The 19,510-nt window shown below is 44.9% G+C and carries 14 protein-coding genes and 1 pseudogene; 3 read left to right on the top strand and 12 right to left on the bottom strand.

The window, feature by feature from the left end:
* Positions 1 to 43: 43 nt before the first annotated feature.
* The gene (locus A9236_RS02475; protein WP_071464354.1) at positions 44 to 484 is read right to left on the bottom strand and encodes a DUF6641 family protein; all 441 of its coding nucleotides are present in this window, start codon (positions 482 to 484) and stop codon (positions 44 to 46) included.
* A 1,297-nt stretch (positions 485 to 1,781) separates the two neighbouring features.
* Here A9236_RS02475 and A9236_RS02470 point away from each other — a divergent pair.
* The gene (locus A9236_RS02470; protein WP_071464399.1) at positions 1,782 to 2,357 is read left to right on the top strand and encodes a site-specific integrase; all 576 of its coding nucleotides are present in this window, start codon (positions 1,782 to 1,784) and stop codon (positions 2,355 to 2,357) included.
* A gap of 11 nt (positions 2,358 to 2,368) precedes the next feature.
* On the opposite strand, the gene A9236_RS02465 is transcribed toward A9236_RS02470, so the two are convergent.
* The 10 genes from A9236_RS02465 to def form a co-directional block, all read right to left on the bottom strand.
* Positions 2,369 to 3,457 (bottom strand): hypothetical protein, encoded by a 1,089-nt coding sequence (locus A9236_RS02465; RefSeq protein WP_071464355.1) that lies wholly within the window; start codon positions 3,455 to 3,457, stop codon positions 2,369 to 2,371.
* Between the two features lie 507 nt (positions 3,458 to 3,964).
* Positions 3,965 to 4,540: a hypothetical protein gene (locus A9236_RS02455; protein WP_071464357.1), complete on the bottom strand. Its 576-nt coding sequence runs from the start codon at positions 4,538 to 4,540 to the stop codon at positions 3,965 to 3,967.
* A gap of 22 nt (positions 4,541 to 4,562) precedes the next feature.
* Positions 4,563 to 5,774, bottom strand: a complete 1,212-nt coding sequence (locus A9236_RS02450) for a site-specific integrase (protein WP_083393406.1) — start codon at positions 5,772 to 5,774, stop codon at positions 4,563 to 4,565.
* 304 nt (positions 5,775 to 6,078) lie between these two features.
* The gene (locus A9236_RS02445; protein WP_071464358.1) at positions 6,079 to 8,283 is read right to left on the bottom strand and encodes an OsmC domain/YcaO domain-containing protein; all 2,205 of its coding nucleotides are present in this window, start codon (positions 8,281 to 8,283) and stop codon (positions 6,079 to 6,081) included.
* A gap of 96 nt (positions 8,284 to 8,379) precedes the next feature.
* Positions 8,380 to 9,063, bottom strand: a complete 684-nt coding sequence (locus A9236_RS02440) for a response regulator (RefSeq protein WP_071464359.1) — start codon at positions 9,061 to 9,063, stop codon at positions 8,380 to 8,382.
* Positions 9,064 to 9,065: 2 nt separating this feature from the next.
* The gene (locus tag A9236_RS02435; protein WP_071464360.1) at positions 9,066 to 11,378 is read right to left on the bottom strand and encodes an ATP-binding protein; all 2,313 of its coding nucleotides are present in this window, start codon (positions 11,376 to 11,378) and stop codon (positions 9,066 to 9,068) included.
* Positions 11,375 to 12,331 carry a DUF4390 domain-containing protein gene (locus A9236_RS11415; protein WP_255402237.1) on the bottom strand — a complete coding sequence of 319 codons (957 nt, stop codon included), beginning with the start codon at positions 12,329 to 12,331 and terminating at the stop codon, positions 11,375 to 11,377. The genes A9236_RS02435 and A9236_RS11415 overlap by 4 nt, the downstream gene beginning before the upstream one ends.
* Positions 12,279 to 13,271: a transcription antitermination factor NusB gene (locus A9236_RS11410; protein WP_255402236.1), complete on the bottom strand. Its 993-nt coding sequence runs from the start codon at positions 13,269 to 13,271 to the stop codon at positions 12,279 to 12,281. Before A9236_RS11410 ends, A9236_RS11415 begins: the two co-directional genes overlap by 53 nt.
* 16 nt (positions 13,272 to 13,287) lie before the next feature.
* A complete protein-coding gene (fmt, locus tag A9236_RS02420) occupies positions 13,288 to 14,292 on the bottom strand; it encodes a methionyl-tRNA formyltransferase (protein WP_071464362.1) in 1,005 nt (334 codons plus the stop codon).
* Positions 14,293 to 14,301: 9 nt separating this feature from the next.
* Positions 14,302 to 14,817: a peptide deformylase gene (gene def / locus A9236_RS02415; RefSeq protein ID WP_071464402.1), complete on the bottom strand. Its 516-nt coding sequence runs from the start codon at positions 14,815 to 14,817 to the stop codon at positions 14,302 to 14,304.
* 76 nt (positions 14,818 to 14,893) lie between these two features.
* Here def and dprA point away from each other — a divergent pair, with 76 nt between their 5' ends.
* Both dprA and A9236_RS02405 read left to right on the top strand, forming a co-directional pair.
* Positions 14,894 to 15,565, top strand: coding sequence for a DNA-processing protein DprA (gene dprA / locus A9236_RS02410; RefSeq protein WP_236638667.1), 672 nt, complete (start codon positions 14,894 to 14,896; stop codon positions 15,563 to 15,565).
* A 219-nt stretch (positions 15,566 to 15,784) separates the two neighbouring features.
* Positions 15,785 to 18,448, top strand: a complete 2,664-nt coding sequence (locus tag A9236_RS02405) for a DNA topoisomerase III (RefSeq protein ID WP_236638666.1) — start codon at positions 15,785 to 15,787, stop codon at positions 18,446 to 18,448.
* On the opposite strand, the pseudogene mnmC reads toward A9236_RS02405, so the two are convergent.
* A pseudogene (gene mnmC, locus A9236_RS11240) lies at positions 18,418 to 19,509 on the bottom strand (FAD-dependent 5-carboxymethylaminomethyl-2-thiouridine(34) oxidoreductase MnmC); the annotation flags it as partial. The gene A9236_RS02405 and the pseudogene mnmC overlap by 31 nt on opposite strands.
* Position 19,510 lies beyond the last annotated feature (1 nt).

Below are 19,510 nucleotides of genomic sequence, written 5' to 3'. Positions count from 1 at the left end.
AGGCGTAAAAATCGTTATTAAAATTTTTACGCCATAAAACTTTCTACCGACCAAAGCCCTTTCTCACAGCCCCGCTTGCCTGCTCAATCTGACTATCTAGCTCGCCTGCTTCTACTGCGCTTTTAACTAACTCAAGCGCTTTAACCAACTCAGCGGGATTGCCAACTTCCACGCTGTGCTTACCTTTAGCAAGCTCTAATGGTCTACTACCGTATTTGACACAGAAGCAAACTTTGCCCAATTCATTTTTGAACCACCATTCTCGAATGCGCTTAGGTAATTCAATTTGCTTGCGTAGCCCTGTTTCTTTATCGGTAAAGCTACGATACTTTTTGACTACAAATTGCGTACCATCTATTTGACTTTTAGCTAACTCAATTTGTTCCCACAACTTGCTAGATAGCTTATTTCTACGTATGACCATTGCTGGCAAATGCGTTGGCTTTTTGGCGCTAGTAATTTTTAATCCGTCTAAAACACCCATTTTTCTTTCTCCTAAATTCACTTGGTTTACTTGGTTCAGTTAGGTCACTTGGTGACTTGGTGAGCTTGGTCGATATAGGTTTAAGAAAACGCAGGTTTTTTGCTGTTTTTGAGTGTAAAAAACCTGCTTTTCCATAAACCCTATATAAACAGTAGCTTCAAAGGCAATAAAGGACTACCGAAAATGGCTGAATTTCGTCGTTTTTAGGGCATACGGAGGGTGTTGTTTAATCCTGAAAATTCTCAATTTTGCGAATTGCGCTTTGTACCGAAGCAAGAAATTTACAAAAACAGCGCTAGCAATACCTATTAATTTCGTAAATACAAAATTGATTATTAGGTCTAACTAGGTGGTAATTGCGTCAAAACCTTCTCTTCGCTTCACTGCGCATAGTGTTCAGTCGAAAGCGCAATTAAAAGCACTCAAATCAGCGCTATAAGCGTGCGATACATCCAATCTGTTAGCTGAGTAGCTGAAATAAGCAAAACAGCGCAGCGAGCTTGTAATTAATTCCATAAATTCACCATACCAAATAAGACTAATTTATTTGCGGTGTTTTATTAGGTTAGCTAAATAACTATACAAATGAGACTTAAAGTTGGCACGCTGAATGTAACAGTGCTGTGAAATCCGTTCTGATGTGTGACGGTACGCAAGGGTTGCTCATTACTCGCTTCTTCGCACTAACTAGCTGATGGCTAGATGCTTAAACGACGCCCCAATGTGGCAGTACCGTTTGCGAAGTCGTAATAGTTGGTAACGCAGTAATGCGCGAATAAAGTGAGTGGGATGCCACAAATTAACCCACAAACACACCACAATGCTTCTGATATAGGCAGTGGTTGTGTTGCGTAAGACGAGTACATAAAAGGAGATCGCAAAACCTGCCTTTCTTGTTAAATCAAGTTGTGTGTATATCAGTTGTGACACCTAAGTAAATGGAACAATCGCTACGCCTTTAACAAGGCGTGGCTTATGAGCCCTAGTAAATGACCTAACCCCAAAAGCAAAACCCTTAATAAATCATTTAATAAAAGATTAAAGAAATGAGCGGCAAACAAAAGCGTTAGCTTTTGTGTAGACGCAAGCGAACTTTAGTTCGCTCTTAACTGTTAAGCACTAAATACAAATACATAAGCTTTCATGTAAAACCTTATGTTTATTGGCTTAGCAGGCATAACCAATTGAAATCATTAAGGAATAATATTTGACAACTCACGGCAAGAAATCGGTAGGAAATTTAGACATAAGAAATTACGCTGCTGCTATAGCAACCTTATATATGGACAAGAAAACTATGGCAAAGCAAGCAAAAACACTAAATCAAGCAGAGCTACGCAAAGTACTTGATTACATCTCAACCCGCAAACACTCAGCACGCAATAGGGCAATGCTAATGACCACATTTTTAAGTGGCATGCGTGTCGCGGAGGTGGCGTCGCTTAAATTTAGCGATGTAGTGGATAGCGAAGGCAACATACGCAACGAAATCCGCTTAACTCCTGAAATGACAAAAGGGCAGTACGCAAGGATAGTGTTTGTAAACGAGCGCTTGTGTAAGGAGCTACAGCAATATATTCGCTTCTATACTCCAACAGACAAGACTATGAAGTTCTTCTATAGTCAGAAAAAGAATAGCAATGGCTTCTCGTCCAATAGTCTTACCGGACACTTTCACTTTCTATATAAGCGAGCTGGTGTAGATGGCGCATCAAGCCATTCAGGTCGTCGTAGCTTCATTACTAACCTTGCTAGCAAAGGCGTAAGCGTAAGAGTGTTAATGAGTCTAGCTGGTCATCGCAGCATCAGCACTACGCAGGCTTATATCGATATAAATGACAACATGTTGCGTAGCGCTGTTGAGCTTGTTTAGTAGACCGGATATCAAAAGAGTCGGACTGAATTTATTGCCTCAAAGAGGGCGCTCAAGGCTTTGCTAAATTTAGTTTCATTGGGAGAGCTCTTTAATACATCAAGTGTAAGTCTCATAAACTTTGGATTGGTTGGAAGCGTTTTGTTTATAAAGATGTCATAAAAATCGCCCCACTCAATTTTAGATTGTGCCTTTTGCTTTTGACTTGCCCCTTTACGCAGAATTTTTACTTCATGGATGAATCTTCTTCCAAGTAAGCCGTAACAACTATTCATTTTTATCATGTTGATGTCATGGCTTTTACCAATATTTTTGAATTGATTAAGCTCATTGCGAATTGATTGCTCAGATAGGTCCATTAATAGAAGACCTTTTTTATACTCTTCAACGCACTTATTAATCCAGCGATCAATGTTCCGCTCAACATTTATAGAAATTTTGCTTATCTGGAATTTTTCATAGTCCACCTTTTCTTTAATCCTGAAAAGCTCGCTTACTTGCTCAGTAAAAGGTGTTAATGAGATTATTCGCTCTTGGGTTGCTCGGCTTAAATTATTGTTCCACATTTCGAGCATGTCTGAATGGTGAGATCTAAAATTAAGCGCAGCGGGGAATTCAAGCGGCTCCTCAATCTGTTCGCTAGTGGGTATAAAAAATTCCTCAGCTTCATCATCCGCATCAGCCTCTTCGCTGTCATTATCTTCAGCGCTGTCATCGATAGGCTCTACTATTTGGCTATAGGCACGCGGCTCATCCGCCTCCTTGTCATAGAGCAGCCGATAAGGAGGCAAGAAATATTCCCGGCTATTGCTTAGTACATAAAAAATTGCGTCAATACAATCAACCCCATTAATCTGATAGTTTGGGTTAATGGTTATGTTATTTCTTAGAAAGTCTTGTAGGCCTTCGCTATTAGCCAAATAGTCTTCATCTAATATGTACAAATCAGCTAGTCTCTTGGCTTCTTCATAATTGGGATCCGAATAGACCGCCATGAAAGGTGTGATGGGATTTATACCCATGCTGACGTTGATCTCTTTTTTTTCCGAATAAAGATCATCTAAAAACTCTTGCCAAGCTAAAGAATAAAATAGACTCATTTTGATTTATATGTTTTGATGTTTAATTATTAAGATCATGCCTTAACTAAAAACTATAGCTACTAGGGTTTTTCATATCCACCCGCCTTATTTTTAACAACAAATCAAAGCATAATAAATTCTGATCAACAAAACATCCAAACGCTATGCTACAAAAAGAAATTAAGTTTCTTAACCAAGTTCGGAAAAAATTACACTGCCAGGAAAAAGACTGCGGAAAGAACATTACCTTCCAAGTCAGCGAGAATGACGTTGAGTTTCTAGGTAGCGACAAAATTAAATTTCAGGGTAAGTGTTCTAAATGCCTTGGTACGGTAACCATTAAAAGCACAGACTGGATGATGTTTAATAGGTTGATGGGTGAAACCAAGCTGGTAACCGTGAAATCAACTTACAACTCGTTATTCGAATCTCCTAGCGATACTGACACTGAATAGCTGAATTAATAGGTGGTTTATTAAAACGCAGGGTTTTTCTACTTGTCAAAAAACCTGCTTTTCCTAAAACCTATCCCTTCTTAGCCTTTTTGATCTTTTTCTTGCCTTCCTTTAACCATTCAAGATGATCTCGTGCTTCATCACTAAGGCTGCCTTCAGCCTGTTCAAGTATTTGCCTCTCTAGCTTGCGTATTTCTTTGTCTCGCTCAGTGACTATTGGTGCTGGCACGCGAAGACCAGCACGAACTAAAGCTCTCTTGCCAGCGCTGTCTTTATTGGTGCCGTCCTTGGCATCAAACCGGCCCTCTAAATAAACTCTTGCCGCTCTGATTTCCGTATCCTTCTGTTCCTTTTTCAAATCATCAACAATATTCGCGCCGCCTGTTGCCGCCGCTTGCTTATAAATTTCAATGCGCACTTCTCTTTGTGTTTTCCAATCAATCCGCCTTGCTTCTTCTTCGGTTTTTGGTGGCTTATGTTTCTTACGCAATGCTTGTTGTTTAGCCCACGCATCATCTAATGCTTTTAGGTGTTTCTCATCAAGCAATGCTTTGTTCTTTTTAGCCTCAACTTCTTCGCCACGCTCTAACTGCTCTATGGCTTCCTGAATTCGGCCTAATTTTTGTATAGGACTTAACTTGGGCATTGCTAACAACTCCGCTGTTTGTTTAGCCTAGGATATCAGCCTTTAACATCGGCGTTAGCTTGCTGTAATGCCGCTCAATCATCCCCACACTCGTACCCATTTGTTTAGCTAGCGTATGGATATCAACGCCCTTAGCCAATGACTGAGTAGCATAGGTATGGCGTAGGCTATACAGCGTCCTATTCTGCCCACTCGTATCTTTACGCAAGTGACTACGAACCATTAAGTTTCTGAAGATATTCTCCATGTGACTTAGCTGGCTGTTATCGGGTAAAACAAATATCAACTTATCTAATCTTGCTTCAATGACGGTATTGAGATTTTTGTATTCCAGCTTTTGCCATTTAATTAATTGCTCCAATACGGCGACGACTTCACGCTTAGCTATTAAGTAGCGTGGCCCTGTCTTACCGCTAACCCATATACGCAAATACTTCTTACTACCCACCCAATACCACTGTAAGTGTTGCCATCTCACTCGCAATGCTTCTGTACCATGACGCACGCCTGTGTTTAATAAGAACTGAACATAAGCACCGCATAGTGTTCGCATCTTTAGCGTGTGCTCTGTGTAGGAACTCTTTTGCCAAGTCTCTATATAGCTGAGCATTTCAGCTACTTCTTCGTTATTAAAGGCGGGGCGCGCCATACCCTTAGCGCCTTTGCTGTTCAAGGCTGGCACGATATGGCTTGCTGTGACCATGCCACGCTCGCGAGCTAAAGTGATAACCCTGTTGTAAGCACTTGAGTGATTTAGCTTAGTGCTTCCCTTCGGCACCCTACCCATCATCGCAATTCGCCACGCTTCAAAGTCGGCAATGAGTTCAGGTGTGATGTCTTTCACTTCATAACTTCCAAAAAACGGAATTAAGTATTTGTTAATCGCAAACTCGTAATCTCTATACGCTCGCTTGCCTGTACTCGCATTAATTAAGCGGCGCATATTTTCTAATTCATCTAACGCAATTTGCTTAAACGACTTCATCGTCAACGCTAAGCCAAAGTTTATTTTTATTTGTGCTGTGTGATAAATCGAGACTGCTTGTATTTTTGCTTGCTCAATGTCATCAGTGCCTGTTGTTGCGTTATGCCACTTGTTGTTGGCTAACTTAAATCGACACTGCCACTGCGATGACTGCGAACGCTTATAGACATTGAGTTTGCCGTCCATTAGCTTGATGACAGCATCGTCGCTAACAACTGCGTCAGCAAAAAGATAATTGAGATTCGACATAACAACTCGCGTTAATAAATTACGCTTGCTATTGTGTTGTCAGAAAATTATTTGTGCGACCTAAATATTTTTGCCGCGCGACGCTCTGTGTATGCGCCTGATGTTTGTAGTTTTTTTATTTGTCGCCACACCCGTTGATGCTTATGTTACAAAGGTTTGCGGGTAGCTTAAGTCAATGTCTTAGCACTGTTTTTTACTCAAAAATTAGCGTTTTCAATCCTCTGCTCTACCGACTGAGCTACCAGGCCAAGACTTGGAATTATAAATGAAAGTCTGTTTTAGCTTGAAAAATGGCTTGTAATGCCTAACTAGCCTTGGTTGTAGCCCTAGATCGAGCTGCGTGTAATTTTCTGTAGCTATCAATCATGCGGTGGTGCCGATCAAGGCCCTCTAGCTGCGTGCTGGTTGGAGTCAATCCATAAAAGCGTACGCTACCGTCAACCGAGCCGATTACGGCATCCATTCTCTCATTGCCAAACATTCGACGGAGGTTAATTGTGTAGTCATCGAGCTCTAGTTCGTCATCTAACTTAATTTCAAGTACTGCGTTGAGCGCCTGATAAAACAGTTTTCGATCAACGGTATTGTCGTTATATTGAAGAAAGGCGCCAACTAATTCATGTGCTTCATCCAATTGTTTTAAGGCAAGATGTATGAGCAACTTCAGCTCTAAAATGGTGAGCTGACCCCAAACCGTGTTCTCATCAAACTCAACGCCAATCAATGTGGCGATATCACCATACTCGTCTAGCTCGTTATTTTCTAGGCGCTCAAGGAGTGCAGTCAGTTTTTTATTATCTAAGCGATGCAGATTCAAAATATCGGCGCGGAATAACAAAGCCTTGTTCGTGTTGTCCCATACCAAATCTTCTACTGGATATACCTCAGAATATCCTGGCACTAGAATCCTACAAGCCGTTGCGCCCAGCTCATCATATACAGCAACATATGACTCTTTACCCAAGCCCTCAAGAATGCCAAACAAAGTTGCCGCTTCTTCGGCGTTGGAGTTCTCTCCTGCGCTAGAGAAGTCCCACTCTACAAATTCATAATCTGACTTTGCGCTGAAGAAACGCCACGACACAATACCGCTCGAGTCGATAAAGTGCTCAACAAAGTTATTGGGCTCAGTGACCGCTTCACTTGCAAAGGTTGGCGGGGGTAAGTCATTAAGGCCCTCTAAGCTACGCCCCTGAAGCAATTCTGTCAGACTACGCTCTAGCGCAACCTCTAGGCTGGGGTGGGCGCCGAAGGATGCAAATACGCCACCCGTGCGGGGGTTCATGAGAGTAACGCACATCACGGGATAGACTCCGCCCAATGATGCATCCTTTACCAATACCGGAAAGCCTTGCTCCTCCAGCCCCCGAATACCAGCGAGGATACCCGGGTACTTATCCAATACTTTTTGCGGTACATCAGGCAGAGCAATTTCGCCTTCTAGAATTTCACGTTTTACTGCGCGCTCAAATATTTCGGATAAACATTGCACTTGCGCTTCAGCCAAAGTATTGCCTGCACTCATGCCATTACTGACATAAAGATTTTCAATCAGGTTTGACGGAAAATAAACGGTCTCTCCATCTGAGTGACGCACATAGGGTAGCGAACAAATACCACGCTCTACATTGCCAGAATTCGTATCGATCAAATGCGAACTACATAATTCACCATCGGGATTAAAAATATTCAGGCAATGCGCATCCAAAATATCTGTTGGCAGCTCATCATCGGGGCCAGACTTAAACCAGCGCTCATTGGGATAGTGCACAAATGCAGCATTGGCAATATCTTCACCCCAATATGTGCCAGCATAAAAATGGTTATTACTGAGTCGCTCAATGTACTCGCCCAAAGCCGATGCGAGAGCGCTTTCCTTTGTGGATCCCTTGCCATTGGTGAAGCACATAGGCGAATGTGCATCACGGATATGCAGCGACCAGACGTTAGGAATGATGTTGCGCCATGAAGCAATTTCAATCTTGATACCCAGATTCGCAAGTACGCCAGACATATTGGCAATCGTTTGCTCTAAGGGCAAATCCTTGCCCACAATATAGGTAGAGGCATCAGTAGCAGGCTTTAGGGTTAATAAGGTCTGTGCATCTTCATCTAAGTTTTTGACTTCTTCAATAACAAACTCTGGCCCAGCTTGTACAACCTTTTTAACCGTACAACGCTCAATCGAGCGCAAAATCCCTTGACGATCATTGGCAGAGATATCTTCCGGCAGCTCCACTTGAATCTTAAATATTTGCTGATAGCGGTTCTCTGGATCAACAATATTATTTTGTGAAAGGCGAATATTTTCAGTTGGAATATTGCGCGTGTCACAGTACAACTTCACAAAGTAGGCTGCGCACAAAGCTGAAGAGGCCAAGAAGTAGTCAAAAGGGCCTGGAGCTGACCCATCACCCTTGTACCGAATAGGCTGGTCAGCGATTACAGTGAAGTCATCAAACTTTGCCTCGAGACGAAACTTATCGAGAAAGTTGACCTTAATTTCCATGCGAATAATTCCGAAAGTAGTGAAACAATGATTTGGGCGCCATTACTAGCTGCGCTGGCTTAACTACGACAATCGGCGTGCGGCTATTTTGAAGCCTTACTGCTCACCCTTATTACGCGAAGTATCGATTCCCAGGGCTTTTAGTTTGCGATACAAGTGGGTTCTCTCTAGGCCGGTGTACTCAGATATCTTCGTCATGCTGCCGCCCATGATTTGCATTTGATGCTCGAAATAGGCTTTTTCAAAAAGATCTCTAGCTTCTCTTAGAGGCAAATCAAAATAGGTCTTTGCAATTCCGCTAATGTATTCGCCTTCTGCTGGGGCTTGCGCTGGTTCAGCGCTCAGAGCCTTAGGAGTCGGGCTTACGGTGGCGCCAGACTGAACGGCTCTCTGTTCTTCTGGTTCGATATATTTTGGAGAGCTCTCCAGCGCCTTACTCACAGTCTTGAGTAATTTCTGTAAGGCGATCGGTTTTTCTAAGAAGTTGAGCGCACCAATCCGTGTTGCCTCAACCGCAGTATCAATCGTGGCATGACCGGACATCATCACTACCGGCATTGTTAATTGCCCAGTCTTTGACCATTCTTTTAATAAAGTAATTCCGTCGGTTTCAGGCATCCAAATATCTAACAACACTAAATCCGGACGCATTTGCTCGCGAATGGTACGAGCCTGAGCTGCGCTCTCTGCTGCATAAACAGTATGGCCTTCATCCGTGAGAATCTCATTGAGAAGTTCACGAATTCCCATCTCGTCATCAACGACCAAAATACTAGCCATACTTAGGCTGCCTCTTTTGCTAAATTCATAAACAAAATTGATACTTTTGCACCAACCACTTCCTCGCCCTGCATACGGTTTCGGATTTCAATTTTGGCACCATGATCATCAATAATTTTTTTGACCACTGCCAAACCCAATCCCGTTCCTTTACTCTTGGTGGTTACGTAAGGTTCAAAGGCTCTTGCCAATATCTTAGCTGTAAATCCAACTCCACTATCACTTATTGTTAAGCGCACCGCATTTTGCGTTACGCCATCTTGCTCGCCATAGGGCACTAATTCTGTTTTTACCTCTACAGGCTCAGCCTGATGCTTGCCTTCAAGGGTCGCATCTTGAGCATTTTGTAGCAAGTTATGAATTACCTGTCTTAGTTGGGTTGAGTCTCCCATAATATTTGGGCAACGCTCATCCAACTGGGTACGCAATGGACTGCCTTCGTATAAACCCAAAATTTCTGATGTAAGTGTATTAATTGAGACCGGCTTGAGTTGTGGCGTCGGGGTTTTAGCGAAGTCCCTAAAATCATTCACCATCTCTTTCATGGCTTGTACTTGGCCAATGATGGTTTCAGTACTGCGATTCATTATCTCTTCTTGCTCTGGGCTAAGCTTACCTGAAAGCTTATGCTGCAAACGCTCCGCAGATAGCTGAATTGGAGTTAGTGGATTCTTAATCTCATGGGCCAAGCGTCGTGCGACCTCACTCCAAGCGATCGATCTTTGTGCGCTCACCACGTCCGTAATATCATCAAATACCACCATCCGTAGCTCGGGCGTTAATTGTGTGCCACGCACAAACACGGTGATACCGGGTTCATTCTCAAATTCGTTGGTAGCGTGAAGTTGGATTTGCTTTTGCCAAACTGGTGCAGCTTGCGGAGCAGCTTGAGCAGTGTCGCTACCACTCTCATTCGCCACAGTTAATTTCATGGTTGCAAAGCCCTCTTTGATGGCGCTCTCAAACTCAATCAGTGCTGGGTTACTACTCAAGGGCTTGCTATCTAATAAGGTTAGATCATGTGCAAATATGCGGTCAGCGCCAGCATTGCTAGAAACTACGTTGTAATTTTTATCAAAGATGCAAACACCTGCTGTTAGGTTGCCCAATACTTTTTCTAAAAATGCCTTAGATTCCTGCAGCGAGGTACGGGTATCGGCAAGCTGTCTGGTCATCACATTAAATTGCCGTGTGAGCATCCCCAGCTCGTCGCCAGTATCTAGCTCTGGCTTTGGCGATAAGTCACCCTGTGCAACGGCCTGAGTGCCCTTCAGCAGCATCAAGAGTGGGCGGGCGAGCTGACGCCCCAATAGCAAGGCCAATATCACCGCAACAAATAATGCAAAAAATAGGGTGAGGGTAAGCGTGCCCACAAACATTTTGCGCAGCCCACTTCGTCCCAAGGCTTTTTCTTGATATTCACTGTAAGCGCTCTCGACTGCAAAAATATTTTTTGCTAATGGTTCCGGAATAAAACGCACTAACTGCAGGAAGTATTTATCTTCCGCATCTTTATTTAGATCTGCTTTGCCTAGGATGGGCTTCTTTCGCACGATTGGCACAATCGCCCTTACTCGATAGCCTCGCTGGCCATTCTCGAGCTCAATTTGATCTAAAAAAGTAATGCCCTTCTTCTTAAAGGCCTCTGCAATCACTTCGGCACTAGGAGCCGGTAAGAATTTCTTAGGTCGTGCTTCACTACTGAAAATAAAACTACGCTGCATGTTAAAGAGGGTAACCTCTTGAATGCCAAATTGATTCCGAATTTTCATGACCATAGCCCCGACCTGCTCGGAACTAGAGCCTGCTGGTACTTGAACAATTTGCTCGGCGATGAAATTACCCTCACCAAGGATTTCTTCTTGGGCAACGCGTAAGGTGACTCGTCCTAACTCTAGTCCCGAATCCAGCGCTGACTCAACCTTAACGTCAAACCAAGTCTCGATACTTCTTGATACGAATTGAAGAGACACTCCGTACAAAATTAAGCCCGGCACGATTCCGACTAAAGCAAAAATCATTGCCAGCTTTGCAATCAAGCGGGTACCAAAGTGGCCTCGATACCAGCGTACGGCAATCACAATCACCAAGGTCAAAATGACCAGAGTTAAGCAAACTCCAATAACTACGTTGGCTGCGTAAAGCCAAATGAAGTATCGATCAAAAAACTCGGTGTTAGATGATGCAATCGACAATAAAACTAATAGCATCAATGCAAATGCGCCAATTAAGCCTATGGCGATTGGGAGCAATTTCTTGCGCCAAGCTTTCGATTCAAAAAAGCTTGGCTTAAGCGGTGTTAGGGCCTCTCTCATCGCTTAATCAGCGCCGGGCCATTGGGGGAGAAAGGGAAATGCAGCCAGTCACTCGAAACATTCCAGTCTCTATTATTCAATGCATTGACCTGGAATGGTTTGGGGAGCTTGCTTAAGTCTAAGGTCATGCGTAGACCTGCGGTATAGGCTTTGCTGGCATCGACTTGATTGTTATCAATAACGCGCCAACCACCGACACTGCCCACCGCTTGCAGCGCCTCAGAAATTGTTTTTGCCGAAAAAGTAAAGCCGTCAGATGCAATTCGATATTGCTGAGTAAGGGGCTGATACGACAAACGTGTTTGTCTTTGAACTAGGGTAGATTTTTCATCAAACCAATACCAACGTGAGCGCGTGAGATCAAATTCAGTTTGAAAATATAAGACCACACCTTTTTGAACGGCTTCTTCTAGGCCTGGAGAAAGTTCAATTTGAAAAGTAGCATTTAATAACCAGTCGCTATCAACCTTTTCTAACTCAAAGGATTTGATCTTGATACCTTCGGCGCAGACAGTAGTTGAAAATACACTCAACACCATCAAACCCAAAAAGATGAATTGCTTAATTCTTTGGCTCATGGCCCCATTTTTCTTAAACAAGGCAAAGTAAAAACCGTCATTGGCTTCTGTAGGCAAAAGCTGTCCTGGAGCGCTTAATCGTACCGCATTGCCATGCTGCTGGGCAAACCAGACCGCTTGATCCTCCCCTTCCTCTGGAAATACCGAGCATGTAACGTATAGAAGCAGGCCTTCTAGCTTGAGCATCTTCCAAGCTTGGGTCAATATCTCACGCTGCTTTTGCTGCAAGGACCTAATGTCCGCCTCACGGCGTAAAAATGGGATATCTGGGTGACGAGCAACAATTCCCGATGCAGAGCAAGGCGCATCTAGCAAAATTTTGTCAAACAACACGCCATCCCACCAAGCAGCTTTTGAGGCATCGCCACGAAGCACTTTTACTTTTTTCAGAATGCAGGCGTAGACGATCTAAGTTGCCCCCAATTTTTCCAAGGCGCTCGCCATCCAGCTCTAACGCCCTCATCTGACAGTCCGCTAACTCGAGCAAATGGGCAGTCTTTCCGCCAGGGGCTGCACAGGCATCTAAGATTAAATCGCCAGGCTGAGGATTTAATAAAGTAGCTGCCAATTGAGCGCCAGCATCTTGTACAGATACAGCGCCACTATAAAAACCCGGTAAATCAGAAACGGGAACTGGGTTTGGCAATAACAATGCGCTTGGCAATGGGATCCCTGCAACCGACTCAATGGGCAAAGACGAAATACTCGCATCGCTTAATAGAGCTTGATATTGTTCCCGCGAATATTGCCGTTGATTCACGCGCAAAATTAATGGTGCTCGCTTTGCTTGAGCAAATAAGATCGACTGCCATGCTTTTGGATAATTCCGCTTTAAGTTTGCTCGCCACCAAGCCGGGGCAAACATGGGAATAGGATCAGGCGGGTAGTGAGGCTGGCCCTCAGGGGGTTGCAAGGCGAGACTCACCTTGCGCAGCACCGCATTTACTAGGCCCTTGGCATACATCGTCTTGTCATACTCTTCGCAGGCCCTAACTGCTTGATCAACAATCGTATGGGCTGCATAACCCTTCCCCTCAGAACCATCGCGGACAAACAGAGCAATAGCAACAGTTAACAAATGATCAACTTCTGGTGGGGGAGCTTTAGGAACAAATTGCTTTATCAGCTCATGAGAGCGAATCCATTTACGCAATGCATCGAAACTCAAGCTTTGGACGATTGGTCTCTCGTGCGCATCTAGTTGGTCTAAAACTTCAGTTAGGGATCGACCACTCATCACCTCAGTAATGGCCTGAGCAGCAATAGTGATTGCTTCAGAAAGGGGTAAGCTATGCGGCGTTTTTTGATCTACCAATGGAATTTACTCGGGGTCAAAGCGATGCCTTTGTTTGAAAGCACAACAATTTATCGTCGGCGCTCAATGTTTGCAAACACATCTTTGCACTCATTTTTTTTCCGCCGGGCTTTTGCATCTCTAACACTTCAATGGCTCCAGATCCACACTTCACATACACGCCTTGATCACCCAAGCCCAACACCTGGCCAGGCATTGCTGACTGACTATCGGGGGCTGTCTTGGCAACACGCGAACTCCACAGCTTGATAGAGAGGTCACCTAAGCTGGTGGTGGCGCCAGGAAAAGGGTTGAATGCCCGTATCCGAGCATCGATTTGCTGTGCATCTCGATGCCAATCGATCTCAGCCTCAGCTTTTAATATTTTTTCCGCATACGAAATGCCAAGCTTTGACTGAGACATATGCGTTAAATCATGACCGTTTTGTAATTGATCAAGCACATTAACAATTAACTTGGCGCCCAAGATAGCCAAGCGATCATGTAGCGTAGCACTGGTTTCATGAGCAGAAATTTCGAGCTCCTCTGTCAATACTGTATCGCCCGTATCAAGACCAGCATCCATCTGCATGATGCATACGCCTGTCTTATGATCGCCTGCTTCTATGGCGCGTTGAATAGGTGCCGCACCACGCCAACGAGGCAAAAGAGAGGCGTGAATATTAAAGCTTCCATGTCTTCCTGGGCGTTCACTAATATCTAAAATTTCTTGGGGCAATATCAAGCCGTAAGCAACTACTACCATCGCGTCAAAATCAATTTCTGATAATTGCTGATATGCATCTTGAGCTTGTAACTTTTTTTGAGCATCAACACTGTTTCGCTTTAGTGTCTCTGGCTGAAGTACGGGTATGCTTTTCTTGAGGGCAAATTCTTTAACGGGACTGGCTTGTAAATGCATGCCTCTACCAGCGCGGCGATCTGGCTGGGTAAGCACCAGCACGATTTCATGGCCGGCTGCATCAATTGCGCGCATGGCCTGTGCTGCAAATTCGGGGGTCCCAGCAAAAACTATTTTCATTCAGGGCGCTTAGCGCTGACCTACTAATTCTTTGGCACGCTTCTTCATTTTTTGGGAGATGCGAGTTTGCTTAAGAAATGATAGATACTCAACAAATACTTTTCCCTGCAAATGGTCCAACTCATGTTGCAAGCAAACCGCTAACAATCCATCGGCGTCAAGCTCAAACTCTTTACCATTTAGATCAAGAGCCTTAACGCGAATTTCTGCAGGCCTCTCAACTTCGTCATAAAACTCAGGAACAGAAAGACACCCTTCACGCCAAGATTTTTTCTCGGGGCTTGCCCAAATAATTTCTGGGTTAATAAAAACCATCAGCTCATTTTGCTCATCAGACACATCAATTACTACAATGCGTTCATGAATGTTCACCTGGGTTGCAGCTAACCCAACCCCGGGCGCCTCATACATCGTGTCTGCCATGTCGGCCACTATCTGTTTAATACGAGCGTCTACCTGTGCCACTGGTTTGGCAACTTGATGCAAGCGCGGATCGGGGTAACAAAGGACGGTTAACAAAGCCATATAGGAATTATCCAACAGAGCAATCTGTCTGTCCTGATTGCGCAAAATTCCCTGCCCATCAGAATATTTGATTTCTATGCCTATGCCACCAAACATCATCAGCAAAATCTCCAGGGTTGACAAGCACTACCCTCTCAGACTCCATGACCTCTACGACGCCCCCAGCGCTCTATATATAAGTGGAGATGCAAAATTGTTACGGCTGCCAATGGTGGCAATCGTGGGCTCCCGCAATGCCAGCGCTACAGGGCTCAAAAATGCCGCTCTATTTGCCCATGAGCTCTCTAAGGCGGGACTACTTATCATTTCAGGGCTTGCTAGGGGCATCGATGGAGCGGCTCACCGAGCAGTCCTTGATCTTTGCCAGCCTCACTTCACGGCAGCGGTTTGCGGCACGGGCCTAGATATGGTGTATCCAAGGGAGCATCTTGGCCTTGCAAAAGCAATTGGGCAGCAAGGGTTGCTTATCTCAGAATTTGCGCCTGGCGTTGGCCCCAAAGCTTTCCACTTCCCAAAACGAAATCGCATTATTGCCGCTTTAGCACTAGGTGTGGTGGTGGTTGAGGCAACTGAGAGATCCGGCTCCCTTATTACCGCTCGTATTGCGGCAGACCTAGGAAGGGAAGTATTTGCATTGCCAGGACCCATCCATGACCCTCTTTTTGTAGGCTGCAATCAACTCATCCAGCAGGGCGCAAAATTAGTTCAAACCCCCAAAGACGTGCTGGATGAGCTCATTTTTCCCTAAAAACCTCATTTAAGAGCATTTAAAGTGGGTTTTATCTAAAAAATGTCTTCGCGCCGGGGGGTCAAAAATCCTCTAAAAAGGGCTTTTTTGGACTTTTCCAGATTTATCGGTTAATAATAAAAAAGGGGATAGAAATGGGCCAAATCCTGATTTGGTTTAAATTGATCATCCTTTTTCCCTATTAAAAACATTAATTCAGGCTCAAATTTAGGCAAACGCGTGGCTAAAGCATCTACCAAAAGCAGCACCAAGATCTCATCTGTCGATCACCCTAAGGCTCTGATCATTGCTGAAAAGCCCTCGGTAGCTAACGATATCGCTAAAGCCCTGGGTGGCTTTACTAAGCATGAAGACTATTTTGAGAATGATGACTTTCTCATTTCTTCTGCTGTTGGACACCTCTTAGAAATTGCAGCCCCAGAGGAGTATGACGTCAAGCGTGGCAAATGGTCTTTTGCCAACCTGCCTGTTGTGCCACCCTATTTTGATTTGCGCCCGATCGCCAAGACCGAATCGCGTTTGAAGGTTTTGCAAAAACTCATCAAACGCAAAGATGTCACCTCACTCATTAATGCTTGCGATGCGGGACGTGAAGGCGAACTCATTTTTAGATTGATTGCGCAACATGCAAAAGCATCGCAAACAGTCAAAAGACTTTGGTTGCAATCAATGACACCTGCAGCAATCCGTGATGGGTTTGCAAGCCTGCGCACTGATGACGAAATGCAACCACTTGCAGATGCTGCGCGCTGTCGCTCAGAGGCTGATTGGCTGGTTGGTATTAATGGCACGCGTGCCATGACTGCATTTAATAGCAAGAGTGGTGGCTTCTTCTTGACCACTGTTGGCCGCGTTCAAACGCCAACGCTTTCGATTGTTGTTGAACGCGAAGAGCTGATTCGTAAATTTATTTCAAAAGACTATTGGGAAGTTAAAGCGGAATTTATTGCTGCAGCCGGCATTTACGAAGGTCGCTGGTTTGATCCCAAATTCAAAAAAGATGTTACTGAGCCCGACGCTCGTGAGAACCGTCTATGGAGTGAAGCGGCTGCACAAAGTATCGTGGCAGCTTGCCGCGGTAAAAAGGCTACCGTTACTGAAGAAGCGAAGCCTGCAACTCAACTTGCGCCACAACTATTTGACTTAACAAGCTTGCAGCGCGAAGCGAATGCTCGTTTTGGATTCTCTGCTAAAAATACGCTGGGCCTTGCCCAAGCGCTGTATGAGCGTCACAAAGTGTTGACCTATCCTCGTACTGATGCAAAAGCATTGCCAGAAGACTACTTGGATACCGTTAAGCAAACCATGGAGAACATTGCGGATCATTCGCAAGAATATCGTGCATTTGCTAAACAAATTTTGCAGGGCGATCCAAAGGATCCCAAAGCAAAGGCAGGTTATGGCTGGATCAAACCCAACAAACGCATTTTTGATAACTCCAAGATTTCCGATCACTTTGCGATCATCCCAACCCTAGAAACACCAAAAAGTTTAAGTGAGCCAGAGGCAAAGCTATATGACTTGGTAGTGCGTCGTTTCTTGGCAGTCTTTTATCCGGCCGCTGAATTTCGCGTCACCACTCGCATTACAGAGGCCTCAGGCCATCATTTCAAGACCGAAGGGCGTGTCTTAGTAAACCCGGGCTGGCTCACTGTTTATGGCAAGTCCAATCAAGCAGATGATGAGTTGGTGCCGGTGCAAGAAGGTGAAACCGTCCAAACCGAATCAGTAAATGCCATTCCATTGAAAACTAAGCCGCCAGCGCGCTACACCGAGGCAACCTTGCTATCCGCAATGGAAAGTGCGGGCAAGTGGGTTGATGACGATGAAATGCGCGAGGCAATGGCAGAGAAGGGTCTTGGTACGCCAGCAACCCGAGCAGCCATCATTGAAGGTCTGCTGGCTGAAAAATATATTGTGCGTGAAGCGCGTGAGCTTATCCCAACGGCAAAGGCATTTCAGTTAATGACTTTGCTACGAGGCTTGGATGTTGAAGAATTAACTCGCCCCGATTTAACGGGCAGTTGGGAAAATAAGTTATCGCTCATCGAACAAGGCAAGATGAATCGCGACACCTTCATGCAAGAAATCGCGCAAATGACTCAGCGTATCGTGAAGCGTGCAAAAGAATACGACAGCGATACGATCCCAGGTGACTACGCCACAATGACCACGCCATGCCCGCACTGTAAGGGTCCGGTCAAAGAAAACTATAGACGCTTTGCCTGTGAAAAGTGTGGTTTTACGATTAGCAAAACTCCTGGTGGGCGCGCGTTTGAATATCCCGAAGTAGAAGAATTGTTGCGTGAAAAAACCATTGGCCCCCTACAAGGCTTCCGCAGCAAAATGGGTCGCCCATTTGCCGCAATTATTAAGCTTTCTGAAATTCCAGAAGATGATTCTGATTATCCAAATGCGGGATTCAAACTCGAGTTTGATTTTGGAAATACGCAAGATGATGAAACTGAAGCGATTGATTTCACGGGTCGCCAGGCACTAGGCGTTTGTCCAAAATGCTCTGGTGCAGTCTACGAAGATGGCATGCGCTATGTTTGTGAAAACAATACTGGGCCTGCTAAAACCTGTGACTTCAAAACCGGCAAAGTGGTCTTGCAGCAAGAAGTCTCTAGCGAGCAAATTCAGAAATTGCTAAAAGAAGGCAAGACCGACTTGATGACTAACTTTAAGTCGAACCGTACTGGGCGCGGCTTTAAGGCCTACTTGGCACTTGGTACAGATGGCAAAATTGGTTTTGAATTTGAAGCCAAAGCTGCTGGCGCAGCTAAAGCTCCAGCCAAGAAACGCGCAGGCGCAAGTGCTGCCACCAAGTCTGCTGCAAAACCTAAGCGGGCAAGTAAAGCAAAGTCATCCTCAAGTAGCTGAGCTGTCACTAGCTTGGCTGCTAGGGCTGACCATAAAATTCCCCTGGAACCCAAAGCAGTAGCCAAAAATATGCCTGGCCGCTGAGTAAGTGCGCCAATGATGGGCAAGCGGTCTCCAGCAACACAGCGCACGCCAACAAATTCACCACTTTTTGTGAGGCTAGTAATATCGCCGTTTTCGTAAGCCAGCAAACCTTTGGCTTGCTGGCGATTAAAGTCATCACTACCGGCCCTGGGCGCAAGATCCCCCTCGCCCTCATCAAAACTTGATCCAACAATCCACTCATAACTTCCATCAGAAAGCTGTTTCGCTGGCAGGCAATAACCATCCCCAGAAATTCCGACCCTAGGTAATTTGCTTGCCCAAGCATCATCTGACTTGATAGAAAAAATACTCAGTTGTCCACGCACTGGCCTAAGCGGCAGTCGAATGCCAAGGCTGTTGATTAAATTCTTACTATCCATTGCGGCGGCAATCACCACCTTGTCAGCAGAAACGATTTCTCGTCCTGCTTCATCTTCTAAATACCACTTCTCATTACGCTCTTCTAGTTTTGCAACGCGCGTGTTCCAAAGACAAGTTAACTTTTCGTGCTCTTTTAGCAACTGCTTGCTTGCTTCTTGTAAGTTTAAGCAAGCCCCGCGCGAAATCCAAACGCCACTTTGGGAAATGCCACAGATTTTCTCTGCCTCTTTTGCGTCAAGCGGAATAGCAATATCTTCTTTTAAGCCTAAAGAGTGTAGATGTGCGGCGATTTCTTCCCGGTTAAATTCTCTGTCTTTTTTAGTGGACTGAAAAATACCATGCGCCCGCCAGGCCTTGTTCCATCTGGCCTCGGCCAATAAAAACGCTAAGCGCGTTAAACGCAATAAGCGAGGAGCGCCTTTGCCAATATGTGGATGTGCGATGGCATAAGCGTGACTTGAGCAAGCAGTCGCGGGAGAGCTTGCGGCATCGATAACGCAGACTGACTTGCCGCGCTCGAGCAACTCATTTGCAATGGTTGCGCCGCAAATGCCTGCCCCAATCACCACGATTTCATGGTGTTGGGGTTTGGTCATT

The sequence above is a fragment of the Polynucleobacter sp. QLW-P1DATA-2 genome (genome assembly GCF_001870365.1).
In the GTDB taxonomy this organism is placed as follows: Bacteria; Pseudomonadota; Gammaproteobacteria; order Burkholderiales; family Burkholderiaceae; genus Polynucleobacter.
This window is presented reverse-complemented; position numbering and strand designations above follow the sequence as displayed.